The organism is Cyclobacterium sp. (genome assembly GCF_014762705.1).
GTDB lineage: Bacteria > Bacteroidota > Bacteroidia > Cytophagales > Cyclobacteriaceae > Cyclobacterium.
The window spans coordinates 1-17540 of record NZ_JABURL010000056.1 but is presented as its reverse complement, the minus strand read 5'-3'; the positions used below and the strand labels follow the sequence as shown (position 1 = coordinate 17540).

The following is a 17540-nucleotide window of genomic DNA, read 5'->3' as shown; positions in this document are numbered from 1 at the left end:
CTTTTTCAAATCCAAAATTCACCGACCAGTAGGTATATCTATTTCCCCAATATCTGGGAGTTAGTTGTATGTACCCCTTCATTCACAGGGAGAAACGTCACGTCCACGGGAAAAATAGGTCAGTTCACGGGAAATACAATTATTTACTTATGTTTTTTGATTTTATCCATTAGATTGGGAAGTAATAAGAGCAATAAAATATATAGATTCCTACTTTTCTGGTAATCTACATACTATTAAACTGTTTGAACCGCATGAATAATTGTTTCCACAGCTCCGATAGGCTCCTCGAATGGCTGAAAATTCGCTATACCAGCGGTATATCCAGTGCAGACCTCAAGGAAATAAATACCTACCAGTAGGTATATAAACGAATTCTATCGCGATGAATGGGCACAAGTCCCGGGTGTCCTTAGCAAGTCCGGGAGACAATAAACTTTCTTAATCAAAAGAGAAATGAAAAAGTTGAATTTAGAAAAACTAAAGCTGGCAACAGAGGATGTGCTGCAAAGAAATCAAATGGGAACTATTTATGGAGGATCTGGTGGTACTACTTGCTATTTGACATGTGATCATTGGACACGTTCAATGGAAGTTCCGGATTGTAGTCTGTCGGCCAGGGAATTCTATTGCGGGAGTACAGACCCTGTATCCGTTTGTAATTGCAATTGAAAGTTAATTTTTCTTGGAAAGTACGGTTTTTAATACCGTACTTTTTCCCTTTTTACAATAAAATTCCAATTTAACTCCGTAAAATGTTGGTTACACCTCTCAGAAAACTCGTTCTTTTCACATATCTGTCCGCTTTATTGTCAGCATATCCGTTGCTCGGATTCACCCAGTATTCCTTTGAAAAAAAAGCGGCCTTTAAAATCAACTCATTTTTCCCAGTTGAAATCATTGATTTTTACCCGGAGAAGAAACAGTATTTGGGATATTTTAAAAGTCCGGAGGGCCTGAAGATTACCATTGTCAACGATAATGGTGAAATGATTGCACAAAAAATACTCGTTGGGCAAGGGCCTGACCAGGTATCCACTGCCGCTAATTGTATGGCATTTTCTAAAGATGGAGACATTTGGGTACAGTCGCCGTTTGAGATCGTTTTATATGACCAAAAACTAAACGTAAAAGCGAGATCAAAATATCCATCTGGAACCAATACCCAAATTTTTGGGAGGATGGAAGTTTTTAACTACTTCTATCCGCAATTGGACAGTTTGCAATTCAGTTTTTTTACAATTCCAACCGGGACAAGCCGCTATTTGGGGGGCAAGGATTTCAGATCCAGCCATTTGATTGAAATTTACGAACCTCAAAATGAAAGATTATATGAAATTGCCCCTGTGTCAGAGCGGGAAATATCCGATAAACTGGATAAATCCGTTGGTGTTATGTATTTTCCGGTGTTTGCGCTTGCCGATAAAACCAACAAACTATACCTGACTACTTCCTTTGATAAGGAAATCACAGTCTATGACCTGTCTACCGGGCTATTGAAATCCAGGATAGAAATATCTCATGAAAAGTTTAAATCCCTGGACAACAATCCCATTTCTACTGCAAGTTTACCTTCTTTTAAAAACAGGATCAATCTGGCAGGCAAAAACCACAGGATACTTTTATTAGAGGGAGGTCTTATCCTGCTGGAATACATTAGAGAAATTTCTCCAGCTGCTTATGAAAATAACCTGGCAGGAGCCCCTCAATACCACCACTTCAGAGATCCTGACTACCATCAACTAATTGTCTTTGATGAATCGCGACAGCTAACCGAAGACTTGTCACTTCCAGTGAACGGGAAGTTAATGATTTCTCTTCCCGGGAACAGGCTATTGATTCAAATTGAAAATCCAGATGTTGAGGAGGATTTCATTCGTTATGAAATTTACCAGATCGTCAAAAATTGACGCTCAACAGATTATTTATTCGCAATTAGTGTTTTATTTCTTTTAACAAAAACTGAAATTTTTACCAGTCTGGTAAATTCCTGTTTTTTACCTTGCTAACGTTATCCAAAACAAACCTATCTCCCAACACCACAGTCCGGAAGGATTTTCCATCCATTCATTGACGGGAAGTTACAGATAGCTCCCCTTTCTCCGACGGGAAAAACCGCCCGATCACATGGAATGTAATCACTCCTGTTTGAAGTATATCGCTAATTATTTTAATGTAAGTTGAGGTTTTTCCCCCCATTTCAAGGCTTGGATGAATGAAAACCGAACGGAGTCCCAAGCACTGAAGGTGCTTAATACCAAAGCACAGGATGCAGCCCTGTGACTAAACCCGAAATCTAAACCACAGCCCTGAAAAATATGTTTCCCAAACCGCTCACCAATCCATAGAAAAAAAATGCCGTCCCTCCAGGGCTCAGAGCAATCCGGGATTCCCAAATCGATGGGCTACACCCATCGCTGAGGTATCCCTCCCATTCAACGCTTGGATGAATGAAAACAGAACCGAATCCCAGCACTGAAGGTGCGCAATACCCAAACACAGGGTGCAGCCCTGTGTCTAAACCTGAAACGGAAACCACAGCCCTGTATAATATGTTTGGCAAACCCCGCATCCGATATAGAAAAAATAAACCGCCCGTTCACGGGAAAAACAGGCCAGTTCACGGGAAATACAATTATTCAATTATATTTTTTGATTTTATCCATTAGATTGGGAAGTAAAAAAAGCAAAAGCATATATAGATTCCTACTTTTCTGGTAATCTACCTACTATTAAACTGTTTGAACCGCATGAATAATTGTTTCCACAGCTCCGGTAAGATCGTCGAATGGCTGAAAATTCCATTTACCAAACGAATACCGAATTGCAGATCTCAAGGAATTAAATGCCTTCCAGTAGGTATATAAAGAAATTCTATCGCGATGAATGGGCGCAATTCCCTGGTGTCCTAAGCTGGTCCGGGAAAACAATAAAATTCATTAATCAAAGGAAAAATGAAAAAGTTGAATTTGGAAAAATTAAAGTTGGCAGCAGAGGATGTGCTGCAGAGAAATCAAATGGGAACCATTTATGGAGGATCCGGCGATGGGTGTCAACGATATGACTGCGATTGCTCAGGAAGTATTGGCTCTTGGGAAGGTACTTACTGTTCCCTTAATGAATTGCGTGCTGCTATTATAACTTGGTGTGCAAGTGGAGAAGGCAGTTGTAGTGCTCAATAGATAATGTAATCATTTTAATCGGCCATACCTTTTTCAAGTATGGCCGATTTAGAATTAAAAACAAAAATTAGTATGCGGCATTTATCCTACTTGACACTTATAGTGTTGATTTCCTGTCAGGGGAAAAGCAACAAAAATTACTTAGACTTTTTTTCCAACTTAAATCTTTCGATAGATACAGTTATCATTGACCCAGGAGATGAAATTATCTTTTTGAAGCATCAACTATTGAATGCGGACATAGGTAAGGATGGAAAGTACTTTTATAATTTTAATAGCGATGACCATACCCTTGAAAAAATTAACCTGGATGAGCTACGGCTGGAGGAAAAACTTCCTTTTGAAAGAGAAGGACCGAACGGAACTGGGCCAAGTGGGGCAATGAGCGTTCACAATGAAAACCAAATAACCATGACGGGATATGGTCAAACCGCACTATTTTCCATGGATGGGAAAAAACTGATGACATTAAATTTTGAAGATTTTTTTATTGGTAAGAAGGCAACAAAAGGTGGAGAGCGATTAAAATTAGATCGGGTTCTAGACACGAATGCCAACAGGTTATATGTAATAATCCATAGTTATATTGATGAAAGTTATACTTTGGGAATACTCCATTTGGACACGTTTAAGGTTAGCAGATTGATGCTGGAAAGCTTTGGGAAGTTGTCCAATTATAATATTATTTTCAACTCGGGTGGTATACGAATATTTGAATCCCCACCGGTAAGTCTAGAAAAGGTCGGGACGAAAGTGATTTTATCGAATTTAATAACGAATACGTTAATGTGGTATGATACTGAGATGGATTCTCTATTTATGAAATCATATAATAGCCAACTTACTGCCAACCATAAAGAGAATGAGTTTGAAAAAGAATACGAAACGCCTGAGGAATTTGAAGTTGCAAAAAGAAAATTAAGGCAAGAAATTAATTTTATGCCCCCGATTTGGGAAGAGCAAGGGGCGTGTTTTTATCGATTTTCTTATCAGGAGATCGAAAATATCGGCGGTGAAAAAATCCGATCAAAAGTATATTTAACAGCACTAGACAAGGACTTAAATATACTGGGAGAAACTTTAGTTCCTCAATTGACCAAAAAACCCGGGAGGCATTTTGCGAAGGATGGGGAAATTTGGATTTACGAAAATATAAATGATGAGATGGGGTTTGTCCGTTTGAAGATGGAAAAAAAATAAATAGATTTAAACACCCCTTTTCTTGAAAACCACTTTCCCTTTCTACAAACAACCCGATGCCAAAGACTGCGGCCCCACCTGCCTGCGCATTATTGCCAAACATTACGGCAAACTGATCTCACTGCAGGGGATACGGGAATATTCGGAAACCACCCGCTAATAATCTTAGGTTACTTCAATATGGAATTAATTATCGGAAAACCTTCAAGATTATGAAAATACGCTATGCAGGATTTGACTACCAGGGATTGAACAACCTGGGGGATCAGATCCAATCTATTGCCACTGAAAGATTTTTGCCGGAAATTAACATGAGGCTTAACAGGGATACACTGGCAAGCGCCCATTGTAACCCTAACCATTTATTGATCATGAACGGGTGGTTTTCACACCAGCCTGAGCATTGCCTTCCCATCAGTAATAGCATTTTGCCGGTTTTTTGGGGATTCCATATCAGCGACTGGAATGACTCCTGGCGGCATTTTTTATCGGAAGAGATTTTGGCATTTTTCAAAAAGCATGAGCCCATAGGATGCCGGGACAGCTTTACTGCAGAGAAATTAAAGGCTGCCGGCATTGAGGCCTTCTACAGCCGCTGTTTGACGCTTACCCTGCCCGAAAGGACTAAAAAACCTGAAGATGGCGCAATCATGATTGTAGATGTTCCGTTTCTTTTGCCGGATTTTATTGAAAAAAACGGTCTGCGGATGACACATACCGTAAATCCAAACAATACACCGTATCATAAGCGACTTCAGGCAAAAAAACTGTTGTACCTGTATAAGCGCTATGCAAATCTGGTGGTGACAAGCAGACTCCACTGTGCCCTTCCCTGCATGGCCATGGGCATACCGGTCATCTTCTTTGGAAACCCACTGGATTACCGGGTTTCAATCATCGGGGAACTCGGAATAAAAATATATGAGATTCCAAAGAATAACTCCGGAGCAGATGCCTACAAAAAAGCGTTAGACGGGCTATTCAGCAGGGTAGATTGGAAGCCGGAACGGTTGGATTTTCAGGCTACGAAAAAGAACATGATCCATGACTTTTCAGACTTTCTTCATAAACAGCGTTCAAAAATGACCATATACTAAGGCTGAATTTTTTAACGGTTTGATCAAAACATTATTTTACCTTCCTTTCTTTTTCAGAACCAAAAAAAATCCCAAAGCCACAGGTCAAATGGCATATCTCCTCCTTAATCCTCAGGCTGTTACCAATATTTGTCATTTCCTTCACGGGATAAAACTGCCTGTTCACGGGAAAAACAGGTCAGTTCACGGGAAATACAATTATTCACTTATATTTTTTGATTTTATCCATTAGATTGGGAAGTAATAAAAGCAAAAGCATATATAGATTCCTACTTTTCTGGTAATCTACATACTATTAAACTGTTTGAACCGCATGAATAATTGTTTCCACAGCTCCGGTAAAATCCTTGAATTGCTGAAGATTCCATTTACCAAAAACTACCTGAAAGAAGAAATCCTTTCCCATCCACAATTCCCCAGTTTGCTGACCCTTTCGGATGTGATGGAAAAGTACCATATCAGCACGCTTCCCCTTAAAATCGGGAAAGAGAAGCTGGATCAGATCCCCATGCCCTGTATCGTGCAGGTCAAGGTACAAGGAAAGGAATATTTCCAAACCCTTTCCCATATTGCTGGAGATAGTTTTTCCGGATATGATGAAACGGGAAAAGCATTCAAAGTAAGCCGGGAGGAATTTTTGAATTCATGGACCGGGGTGGTTTTGGCAGTAGAAAAAAGCGAGCACGCAGCCGAACCGGGAATTGAAGAACGTCTTCAAAAAGAAAAAATACAGACCTTCCTGATGGCAGGCCTGGTCCTGTTCGCTTTGATTGCAGTAGGTTTCGGATGGCCTGAGCAGATGGGAACCGTGCACGGACTTGCTTCAGCAGGCTTACTGCTGCTGAAGCTGATCGGATTGGGCGTTTCGGGATTGATTTTATGGCGGGTAATTGACAAAGACAATCCATTGGTTCAAAAATTCTGCTCCGGAGGAGCGAAGGCGGACTGCAACACGGTACTGGACAGTACAGCTTTCAAGTTTGCGGATGGGGCCATTAGCCCCGGATCCCTGGCTTTTGCTTACTTCTTTGCCGGCTCATTGTTGCTGTTAACCCAAATATCTTCGCTTAGTGTACTTCCCACATTAGCATGGCTAAGTCTGGCAACGCTTCCGGTGGTAGTTATATCCTTTTATTACCAGGCATTCAAAATAAAGAGTTGGTGCCGGCTATGCCTGTTCCTGATAGGTATCTTGGTGCTGGAGATAGCATTGGCCTGGGCCCTGCAGGTCTATCAGCATGCGATTGATTTGCCGACAGTTGCTGCCTTTGCCTTTATTTTTATAGGCATTCTTTTAGGATGGATATACCTGAAACCTATCCTGGATGCGAAAGACAAGCTTTATACTTACCAAAGGAACCTGAAAAAATTAAAAAGCGATCCGGTAATTTTTGAAAGCCTGCTTTCCCGGTCAAAAAAGATAAACAACCCGACCCGGGACCTGGGCATACTATTAAAAAACGAATCCCCCAGGTATCAGGTCATCAAGGTGTGTAATCCCTACTGTGGACCCTGTTCAGAGGCACATCCGGAATTGGAGCGCTTGGTGGAAGAGGGAATCATTGACTTACAGATCATATTCTTTCCCAATAAAAGTACGGACGATCTCCATGTAAAAACCATCAGCCATTTGCTGGCCATAAACAGCAAAGGGGACCCCAAGGTAACGCAGGAAGCATTGGATCAGTGGTATGCTGCCGAAAAAAAGGACTATGCGGCTTTTGCCGTGCGCTACCCAATGAATGGAGAGCTGAACCAACAGCAGGAAAAACTACTGGCCATGAAGAATTGGTGTGAAAAGGAAGGAATCACCCATACACCTACTATTTTTATCAATGGACATCAATTACCAAAGGAATACCGAATTGCAGACCTCAAGGAAATAAATGTCTATAAGTAGGTATATAAAGAAATTCTATCGCGATGAATGGGCGCAATTCCCGGGTGTCCTTAGCTGGTCCGGGGAAACAATAAACTTCATTAATAAAAAGAAAAATGAAAAAGTTGAATTTAGAAAAATTAAAGCTGGCAGCAGAGGATGTGCTGCAAAGAAGCCAAATGGCGGGTATTTATGGGGGTTCTGGAGGCTCATGTCCAAGTGCCCCTGGGACCTGCGGGTATAGAGACCCATCAGGTTATGAAGCGTGTGGTTATTCTTTGGAATCAGTAAAGTGCTTTGTTGCAAAGTATGGGGGGAATTACTGTTGTGACAGTTGTGGTTCGGAGGCAGGTTACTGTTGATATACATTAATTTGGGGCTACATGCCCCAAATTTTTACAGCATCCAACCCTTTACATTTTATTTAATTTAAATCATTTACTAAATATTTAATCGTATTTAATTAAAATAAATGGAATTCTCAATGAGATTTTATTGTCCTACAATCATTCTATCGGTAATTTTTTTTTCTTGTGCATCAAAGAATGATGCACAAGAAAAAACTGAAATTTTTCAGGCAAATAAAGTTTTTTCTTTCGAAAAACTTGATAGTATTCAAATTGACTACCTTGGAAACCCCACAATCCATGACATTGACCCTAAATCAGGTACAATTCTTTTCATGGAGCATAGGCAAGCTACGGAAGAAATCATGGTTGCCAATTTTGAAGGAGAAATTCTCGACTCCTTCTCCAAATTGGGAGATGTCCCCGATGGTTATGGAAAACTGATGTCAACTTTAAGGATAATTGATGACAAAACTTTTCTGGCCTATGGATACAACGGTTTTATGACTTATGATTTTTCTGGCAGGCTCCTAAGTAGAGTAAAGTTCAAAAATTTTAAAATACCCAATTTTACGAGGAAAACTATGGGCTTTGGGATGGAAACATCGGGTAATCGTTATCTTTATAGCAACCAAGAGGAGCCGGATGACATTTTTCCATCTGATATAAGGTTTTATGATGAGATCTCTTTGATGATTTGGCTTAACCCAAAATCCGGCAACAGAGAACCCTTTATCCAGCTTCCCGAAAGCAGTTTATTTCGAAACGGAAAATACTTTTACATGAATGCCTGGGAGCCAATATTCACCATAAAGGATGACCGGATGTATGTCGTGTTTGGGGCCGAACCAATGATTTATGTTTACGGCTTAAACAAACCCTATTCTTTGCTTTCGCCTATTCCTATTGATCTAGAAGATTACCGGTATTTTAGCGGTTCAATCGATAATTCGGTTGATCCTACCTTGAAATTTACATCAGGCAGTGTGTTAAACATCAAGAAAATAGATGGATATTTTGTTATCGCCTATTTTTCTGGTTATTCTGATACAGATAAGGAAGCGGAAAACGAGAATAAAACTCAGCAAGAAAATTTACTATTCAGGGAAAGAATGCTGAAAAAATATACTCACAGAATTGCAATTATAGACACTCTAGGCAATAATATTAAAGATTTTGTCCCAGAAGGATTGGTTCCGGAAAGTATGTTGCTCAGAAATAATGAGCTATGGATGCAGGAAAAACCAGATGATGTAGTGGAAAAGGATTATTTTCGGCTGTTTCGGGTGGGGCTGAAAATCGAAGATTAATAAATTGGTGAATCGGGCAACCCGCTCTTTAAAATAATTGAATTTAACCTATTATTTAAAAATTTTTGAAAACCACTTTCCCTTTCTACAAACAACCCGATGCCAAAGACTGCGGCCCCACCTGCCTACGCATCATTGCCAAACATTACGGCAAATTGGTCTCACTGCAGGAAATACGGGAATATTCGGAAACCACCCGCTCCGGAAGCAACCTGCTCAAGCTAAGCGAGGCAGCGGAATCCATCGGATTTAAAACCATAGGGGCCAGGCTGGACTTTAACCGGCTGAAACAGGCACAGCTTCCCCTGATCGTCCATTGGGACAAAAGGCACTTTGTAGTGGTGTACCGGATCAAAAAAGATCAGGTTTACCTTTCCGATCCCGCCTATGGACTGATCCGCCTGTCCAAAACGGAATTTATCGACCGGTGGATCGGAAACGGTGCGGGTGATGCTACCAAAGAAGGCGTCACCCTGTTACTGGAAGTCACTCCGGACTTCAAAAGGATGAAATGGGAGGAGGAAGACAAGCGCTCACTACGCTTTCTGTTCCGGTATTTGTTCAATTACAAAAATCTCTTGGTTCAGCTTTGTATCGGGCTGCTGGTAGGCAGTCTCTTGCAGCTTATTTTTCCCTTTCTGACCCAGAGCATCGTCGATGTGGGCATTCAAAACCAGGATATCGGTTTTATCTACCTGGTACTATTGGCGCAGATAATGCTGTTTGTAGGCCGCACCAGTGTAGAAGTGTTCCGGAGCTGGATTTTGCTTCACCTGAGTACCCGGATCAATATCTCCCTGGTATCCGACTTTTTTATCAAGCTGATGAACCTGCCCATTGCCTATTTCGATACCCGGATGACCGGGGACATCATGCAGCGCATCGGCGACCACCGCCGGATAGAAAACCTGTTGACAGGAACCACCCTTAGCACACTATTTTCCTTTTTTAATTTCTTCGTTTTCGGAGCGGTACTTATTTACTACAGCATCACGATTTTTTTAATTTTTCTGGCGGGAAGCATTTTCTACATTCTCTGGGTACTGTATTTCATGAAGCGAAGGCGGGAGCTGGACTACAAGCGTTTTGCCCAGTTGAGCCAGGAACAGAGCACGGTGATCGAACTGATCAACGGCATGCAGGAAATCAAAATGCACAATGCGGAAAAGCAAAATCGATGGCGGTGGGAATTTGTACAGGCCAGCCTGTTCAATGTGTCTATTCAGACCCTTTCCCTGGAACAAACCCAGGGCGTAGGTTCCTCCATGATCAATGAGCTGAAGAATATTCTCATCACGTTTACCTCAGCCGTGCTGGTTATAGAAGGCAATCTTACCCTGGGCATGATGCTTTCGCTCCAGTACATCATCGGGCAACTAAACAGCCCCATCACCCAGGTAGTTGGTTTTATCCGGGCCTATCAGGATGCCAGCATCAGCCTGGAGCGGCTAAACGAGATTCACGACAAGCAAGAGGAGGAAAGCAGGGATAAGCAGTATATCCGGAAAATCAAGGTAGCTAAGGAGTTGACCCTGAAAAACCTGTCCTTTCGGTATATAGGAGCCGTTGAGCCCGTTCTGAAAGGGCTCAACCTGATCATACCTCCACAGAAAGTGACGGCGGTGGTAGGTGCCAGCGGCAGCGGAAAGACCACCTTGATGAAGTTGCTACTCAAGTTTTATGAACCCACCAAAGGAGAGATCCTGTATGGCCTCCATGACCTTAGTATCATTGCTGCCAGAAGCTGGAGGGATCATTGCGGGGTGGTGATGCAGGAAGGATACGTGTTTAACGATACCATAGCGGCCAATATTGCTGTGGGTCAGGACCGCATCGACCAGGAGCTGTTGATCAAAGCCGCCCGGATCGCCAATATCTACGATTACATCCAATCCCTGCCGCTAGGCTTCAATACCAAAATCGGCAATGAGGGAGCCGGGATCAGCACCGGACAAAAGCAGCGGCTTTTTATCGCACGGGCGGTGTATAAGGATCCTGAAATTCTCTTTTTTGACGAGGCAACCTCGGCACTCGATGCCCGAAACGAACGCATCGTGATGGAAAACCTGCAGCATTTTATGAAAGGCAAGACGGTAGTGGTCATTGCCCATCGCCTGAGTACGGTAAAAAATGCAGACCAGATCATCGTTATCGATCAGGGAAAAATAGTGGAACTGGGGTCCCATGACCAACTGCTGTATGCACAGGGGGCCTATTTTGATTTGGTAAAAAATCAATTGGAGCTGGAAAAAATAAATACAAACTGACCATGCCGGATCAGCCCACCCATACCGATAACCTTCATCTCCGGTCCGAAGAAGTACAGGAGATCATCACCCGGCCGCCGGCCTGGCTGATCCGCTGGGGCATCACCCTGGTATTTGTTATGACCTGTCTGATCATCACGCTCTCTTTTCTGATAAGGTACCCGGATTTTGTGCAGGCAAAGGTGCTGGTGACCACCCGGGAGCCGACGGAGCGGGTGCTGGCCCGTACCTCAGGTCAGATAGAAAAGCTCTTTGTGGAAAACGGAGAACTTGTCTCCTCCGGCCAGCCACTTGCCGGGATCAAAAGCACCGCAAACCTGGAGGATATCCTGATCCTGAAAGCACAATTGGAAAAGGCGGTCTTTGGAAAGGAAAATGGGTATGCCTTCCCCATGGATTCACTTACCAGCCTGGTACTGGGAGAAGTGGAACCTGCCTTTCTTGAATTTGAACGAAATTACATGGAATACCGGCTGCTTCTGGAACTTCAACCCTATATCGGGCAGTTGGACGGAAGCCGTACCGCATTGGTGGAAATCAATAACCGGATCGAAAGGCAGATCGCCCAAAAGGAGCTATTGGAACGTAGAATGGAACTGGTCCAGCTCGACTACGATCGCAACAAGGCACTGCATGAAGATGGGGTAATTGCCGACAAGGATTTTGAAGCCAGGGAAATGGAATACCTACAGATACAGGAGCAGGTCAACAGCATGGCCATAGCCATTTCCCAAATGCAGGAGGCCCTGAGCGTGGGAAACCAAACGCTGCGCATCACGGAAATCAATAAAAAGGAAGAGGAGACCCGCGCCCTGAAAAGCCTGATCCAGTCCTACCATGGGCTGCAGCGTGCCCTGCGGGATTGGGAATATACGTACCTGATGAAATCTTCTACCGGAGGTCTGGTCAGCTTTCAGAAAATCTGGAGTGCCAATCAACAGGTAAATGCCGGCGAGCCGGTGTTTACCGTACTTCCGGAAAACAAGGAGGAACTGGTAGGTGCCATGAAAATACCGGCACAGAATGCCGGAAAAGTGGCTATGGGCCTCAAAGTGTTGATTAAGCTGGACAATTTCCCTTTTCAGCAGTATGGTGCCCTGACGGGTCGTGTTACCAGGGTGGCTGTCTCCCCGGATGATGAATTCAATTATCTGGTTTACGCCTCCCTTCCGGAAGGTACGCAAACCTCTTTTAATACCAGGATCCCCTTTACGCAGGAACTTTTGGGAAACGCCGAGATCATTACCCGGGACCTGAGTGTGGCAGAAAGGCTTTTCTTTAAATTTAAATCAATCATGGCCAATTAAACCGGAAGATAATGAAAACCCAACAAACCGAAAGTAGCATACAGTTACCGTCCAAACTCATAGCAATCAACCGACTTTTGGCCGAATATGCCCCCTCCAATGAAGCCCCCGGACTCTTTCAGGGAAAAATGGGCCTGGGTATTTATTATTTTATGTTGGCCCGGGAGACCAATGACCCGGCACATCAAACCATGGCTGAAAAATGTATAGGGGAAGTTTATGAAGCAGCAGGAAACATTTCCATTGCTGCTGATTTTGAAAACGGGCTTGCGGGCATTGCCTGGGGTCTGTGCCATTTGATCAAAAATGATTTTGTAGCTGCTGATCCGGATGAAATTCTGGAGGATGTGGACGACCGCATCTACCGCTATTGGAATGCAAACAAAGAAACATTGCCCGTAGATATCAGGCAGGGTTTGCTGGGGTATTGGGTTTACTACACCTGTAGGCTGGAACTATCACATGATCCCGTAAACCGTTATATCCACACCCGGGTGGTGTCCGAAATCATCAACCGGATCGGACAACTGGTAGAGGAGGAGAATTTTCAGCAAAGGGAACCGGATTTGTTTACCCTGTTTTGGGATCTTCCTCTACTATTGATCCTCCTGGCCAAGTCGAAACAACTACAGGTCAGTTCCAATAAAATTGACCGTATACTGGACTACCTTACCCCAATCATCACCTCCCTGTATCCAAGATTGCATAGCAATAGAGTGTTCCTTTTGTTGGGACTGGAAAGCATGATCAAACAATTACCCCTGACTGTTTTGCAAGACCATGCAGATCTCCTGAGGAAAAGTATCTCCCTGACCAGGATCATTGAAGAAGAATGCAAAAGCCTGAATATCCTGGCACAGGATGGTATCACGGGTCTGGCATTTATCAGCAGAAAATTGTCAGCCGCTACCGGAACTTCAGAGCTGCTATTTGCCAGGGAAGCGTTAATCCGGAAAATAAGTAAATCGGTGTATTGGCTGGAGGAGAGCCATTATCAGGAAATGAAGAAAAATACAGGATGGGCCACAGGTCTGTCCGGAATAGGAATGCTCTTACTGGAAATTCTAAAAGATAGCCCTGGTGAAATGGAAAAATAAATTTTTGCAGCATATGGAAAAATCAGATCTTAGAGATGTCACCTTTATCATCCCTTTACGGATAGATACGGTAGACCGGCTAGAAAATACCCTTGTCATCCTGGATTTCCTCCTGGGAAGTTTTCATACCAGGATAAAAATTCTGGAAGCCTCCCGGCGCAATACCGGAATATTACAACAATTGCTACCCAGGGAGGTGGATTACCGGTTTGTGGAAGACCTTGATGCTGTCTTTCACCGGACGAAATACATCAATACCCTGGCAGCTACCTGTGAAACTACCTATATAAGCCTCTGGGATACGGATGTCATCATTCCCTCAAGCCAAATAGAAGCAACCATGAAAAGGCTAAGGGAGGAAAAGGCCGATTTTGTGACCCCATTTCAGGACCGGTTTTTGGACACTTCTGACATTTTGCGGGATCTTTATATCCAATCAGGGGACATTGGTCTATTGGAAAAGCAGCAGGGCAAAATGAAAGCACTGTATACCCCCAATCCGGTGGGTGGGGTATTCTTTGCCCATAGGCAGGCCTATGTAGATGCGGGGATGGAAAACGAGAAATTCTACGGCTGGGGCAGGGAAGATGGAGACCGGGCAAACCGCTGGAAGATATTGGGGTACCGGCACCAACATGTACCCGGCCCCTTATTTCATCTTTCCCACGAAAGGGGGCTCAATAGCTCCTTCCACAGTTCCAATCAAAATGACAAAAAAATGACGGAATTGCAAAAGTCCCTGGTGATGTCGAAAAAGGAATTGAAAAGAGAAATTAAAAGCTGGAGATAATGCTATTTTCATTACGGGATTTTTAGATAGGGTAATAATGAAATCAAAAATATTTGGCATAGGACTACCCAGGACGGGAACACAATCACTAACTCAGGCGATGAGAAAGTTGGGCTTTGTTTCCGGTCATTGCCTCTCTCCTAATCAGTGGAACAAAATAGATCATTTTGATTTTGTTTGTGATTCCCCTGTACCTTCCAGGTTTATTGATCTTGATAGAATTTACCCCGGTTCCAAATTTATATTGACAACAAGAAATGTTAATGACTGGCTTAGTTCATGCAGAACGTTTTTTATCGATAAGAGACCTCCCGAGCGAATTAAAGAAAAATGGTTCCTTGATTATCGTGTAGAAATTTTTGGTACTGCAAAATTTGATGCTAAACTATTTGAAGAAACATACTATAAACACAATGAAAGGGTCAGGAAATATTTTCTTGAATCTAACAGTAGATTATTGATTTTAGATATCACAAAAGGTGAAGGATGGGTAAAGCTAATAGATTTTCTGGGCTTGTCGATTGATTGAAAAGAATTGGGCCCATTTCCTTTTGAAGATTTTGTAAAAAGAAAAAAGTCATCTTGGCTTAACAAAGAAAAAAAAGTCCCCGCAATTACAGTTTTTTATCCCTCAAATTCACCAACAATAAATTTAAATAAGTTAGAAATAAATTGTATTCCGAAGGTCAGAGAAGAAAGCAAGCCCCTAATAACAAAAAATCTAAAACAGATTTTATCTATTCTTGAGAAACTTAATGACTTCATAAATAAAAATGAACCAGCAAAAAATGAGGTAGGAATATTAAACGGAAAAATCGGATTGAGTATTTATTTCTTTATGTTGGGAAGGAGTACCAGAAATGGTGAAATTCTATCCATTGCAGAGCATATTCTAATGGATGTTTATAATACTTTAGGGAATTTTATCATACCTGCAAATTTTCAAAACGGGCTTTCCGGCATTGCCTGGGGCCTTTGCCATCTGATCAAAAATGATTATGTAGAAGGTGATCCCGATGAAATTTTAATTGATGTCGACCACCAAATCATTAGCTATTGGAATGCAAACAAAGAAACATTGCCTGTAGATCTCCGGCAGGGATTGTTGGGATATTTGGCTTACTATACCAGTAGGCTCGAAATTTCACAGGGTCATGCTAAGTCCATAAACCAAAATATCCATACCCGGGTCGTCTCCGAAATCATTAATCGGATAGGACAGCTGGTAGAGGAGGAAAAATTTCAGCACCGGGAACCGGAATTGTTTATCCTGTATTGGGATCTTCCTCTACTATTGATCCTCCTTGCCAAGGCAAAACAACTACAGGTCAATTCCAATAAAATTGACCGTATGCTGGATTACCTTACCCCAATCATCACTTCGCTTTATCCAAGATTGCATAGCAATAGAATGTACCTTCTGTTGGGATTGGAAAGCATATTAAAAGAGTTACCATTGACTGCGTTGCAAGATCATGCGGATCTGCTAAAGGAAAGCATTTCCATGGATACGATTATCGATGAGGAATGCAAAAACCTGAATATCCTGGCACAAGGTGGTATCACAGGTCTGGCATGGATCAGTAGAAAATTGTCAGCCCTTACCGGGACTTCGGAGCTATTATTACCTATGGAAAAAATAATCCAAAAAATAAGCAGATCGAAATATTGGGAGGAGAATGGTTATAATCAAGACATGGTGCGTAATTGTGGATTGACAGCAGGATTAGGCGGTATAGGAATACTTCTACTGGAATATTTAAATGATACAGTTGGTGGAAAAAACTAATTTGAAGGCTATATAGGTCCAAATCATATAAAACACTCTTAATTCAAACTAAAATTATTATAGTATGGTGGTGAAAAATAGTCAATCCTTTTTAATACTATCCAATAAAACTTCCCTTCCTTTGATTCAAAAATACCGGGAAATATTTGAAGCAACCCGGGATACAGGAGATACGGTATTGCTTTACCATCTGGATAAAGGGAAGCCTGGTGTTAATGCTTCAGGGCTTAATGCTTTTACATTTACGGATGAGGTCTTAAGCTCCCTGAACTATTTCCCCCTTGCCTTTACTCTGGTTCCGGGCAGCAACCATTTCCCCTTGCTGAAATTTTATCTATCTCATCCACAATACGATTACTATTGGTGCATTGAGGACGATGTGGCGTTCTCCGGAGATTGGGGAGCCTTTTTTGAGGCTTTTTCCTCCCTGGACACTGATTTTATCAGCAGTCATATCCGCCGCTACAAGGAGGAGCCGGAATGGCCCTGGTGGCCTGCCCTGGCCCATCCCTATACTGTTATCCCACAAGAGCAACGGATCCGCTCCTTTAACCCCATTTACCGCATTTCGCGGCAAGCCCTGGAATTAATCCACAAAGCACTCCTCAGCAAGTGGTGTGGGCATCACGAGGTACTGATCCCTACCCTGCTTTACGAAAGCGGACTTTCTATCCATGACTTTGGAGGCAAGGGAGAATTTGTGCCCGAGGGCTTTGAAAACCGGTTCTACCTGGACAACAGCCCCAACAATAGAGGCATACTCTCCGACGGCACCATGCGTTGGAGACCGGTTTTTGCGGAGACCGGAACATTGAAAAACAAACTCTACCACCCTGTAAAACTGACGGATGATTAAAACCTGCATAACAATCCCCGAATGCGCAAGCTGAAAAAGTGGAACCTTGCTCAATTTGAAGGTAAGGCTTACATTTCTTTCCTTAGAGATTCTCTTGATGATCCATCCGAAAATACAAATTACCATAAACCAAACGGCAGGGCATTCATCCGCAGTAAGTTTGACAACTTCCCTTTTTGGCAGGCAATTAGAAAAGTTTATGTAAAACTACTTTAAATCTTATACTTTTAACAAATAGTTAAATTAAATGCGTGAAAACACCCATTAAAATTTATATAAAAAAAGAAAATTATAATTTTATTGATGTAAATTTTAAATATAAATGTAAATCCAATCAAAAAATAATTCAAATCAATTTGAATAAATTCATTTTTTTTTATCTAATCGAAATAGTTACAATACTAAATTTATTTTTATGT

Annotated in this window: 16 protein-coding genes; all 16 read left to right on the top strand. The window is 42.2% G+C overall.

The window, feature by feature from the left end; genetic code table 11:
* Positions 1-755 precede the first annotated feature (755 nt).
* Positions 756-1910 carry a hypothetical protein gene (locus HUJ21_RS10620; RefSeq protein WP_291369575.1) on the top strand — a complete coding sequence of 385 codons (1155 nt, stop codon included), beginning with the start codon at positions 756-758 and terminating at the stop codon, positions 1908-1910.
* A 1087-nt stretch (positions 1911-2997) separates the two neighbouring features.
* Positions 2998-3141, top strand: coding sequence for a hypothetical protein (locus tag HUJ21_RS10615; RefSeq protein WP_291369573.1), 144 nt, complete (start codon positions 2998-3000; stop codon positions 3139-3141).
* Positions 3142-3221: 80 nt separating this feature from the next.
* Positions 3222-4382 carry a DUF4221 family protein gene (locus HUJ21_RS10610; RefSeq protein ID WP_291369571.1) on the top strand — a complete coding sequence of 387 codons (1161 nt, stop codon included), beginning with the start codon at positions 3222-3224 and terminating at the stop codon, positions 4380-4382.
* A gap of 22 nt (positions 4383-4404) precedes the next feature.
* The gene (locus tag HUJ21_RS10605) at positions 4405-4542 is read left to right on the top strand and encodes a cysteine peptidase family C39 domain-containing protein (protein ID WP_291369569.1); all 138 of its coding nucleotides are present in this window, start codon (positions 4405-4407) and stop codon (positions 4540-4542) included.
* 52 nt (positions 4543-4594) lie between these two features.
* Complete coding sequence (locus HUJ21_RS10600) at positions 4595-5479, top strand: polysaccharide pyruvyl transferase family protein (protein WP_291369567.1); 885 nt, start codon at positions 4595-4597, stop codon at positions 5477-5479.
* 313 nt (positions 5480-5792) lie between these two features.
* Positions 5793-7379, top strand: coding sequence for a cysteine peptidase family C39 domain-containing protein (locus tag HUJ21_RS10595; RefSeq protein ID WP_291369565.1), 1587 nt, complete (start codon positions 5793-5795; stop codon positions 7377-7379).
* Positions 7380-7517: 138 nt separating this feature from the next.
* The gene (locus HUJ21_RS10590) at positions 7518-7649 is read left to right on the top strand and encodes a hypothetical protein (protein WP_291369563.1); all 132 of its coding nucleotides are present in this window, start codon (positions 7518-7520) and stop codon (positions 7647-7649) included.
* Between the two features lie 391 nt (positions 7650-8040).
* Positions 8041-9015, top strand: a complete 975-nt coding sequence (locus HUJ21_RS10585) for a hypothetical protein (RefSeq protein WP_291369562.1) — start codon at positions 8041-8043, stop codon at positions 9013-9015.
* A gap of 65 nt (positions 9016-9080) precedes the next feature.
* A complete protein-coding gene (locus HUJ21_RS10580) occupies positions 9081-11282 on the top strand; it encodes a peptidase domain-containing ABC transporter (RefSeq protein ID WP_291369560.1) in 2202 nt (733 codons plus the stop codon).
* A gap of 2 nt (positions 11283-11284) precedes the next feature.
* Positions 11285-12589, top strand: coding sequence for an HlyD family efflux transporter periplasmic adaptor subunit (locus HUJ21_RS10575; RefSeq protein ID WP_291369558.1), 1305 nt, complete (start codon positions 11285-11287; stop codon positions 12587-12589).
* Positions 12590-12600: 11 nt separating this feature from the next.
* The gene (locus HUJ21_RS10570) at positions 12601-13686 is read left to right on the top strand and encodes a hypothetical protein (protein ID WP_291369556.1); all 1086 of its coding nucleotides are present in this window, start codon (positions 12601-12603) and stop codon (positions 13684-13686) included.
* Positions 13687-13699: 13 nt separating this feature from the next.
* Complete coding sequence (locus tag HUJ21_RS10565; protein ID WP_291369554.1) at positions 13700-14476, top strand: galactosyltransferase-related protein; 777 nt, start codon at positions 13700-13702, stop codon at positions 14474-14476.
* 37 nt (positions 14477-14513) lie between these two features.
* A complete protein-coding gene (locus HUJ21_RS10560; RefSeq protein WP_291369552.1) occupies positions 14514-15005 on the top strand; it encodes a sulfotransferase in 492 nt (163 codons plus the stop codon).
* 291 nt (positions 15006-15296) lie between these two features.
* Entirely contained in the window at positions 15297-16265 is a 969-nt protein-coding gene (locus tag HUJ21_RS10555) for a hypothetical protein (protein WP_291369550.1), read from the top strand.
* A 64-nt stretch (positions 16266-16329) separates the two neighbouring features.
* A complete protein-coding gene (locus HUJ21_RS10550) occupies positions 16330-17121 on the top strand; it encodes a DUF3405 domain-containing protein (RefSeq protein ID WP_291369548.1) in 792 nt (263 codons plus the stop codon).
* Positions 17122-17142: 21 nt separating this feature from the next.
* Entirely contained in the window at positions 17143-17337 is a 195-nt protein-coding gene (locus HUJ21_RS10545; protein ID WP_291369546.1) for a hypothetical protein, read from the top strand.
* Positions 17338-17540 lie beyond the last annotated feature (203 nt).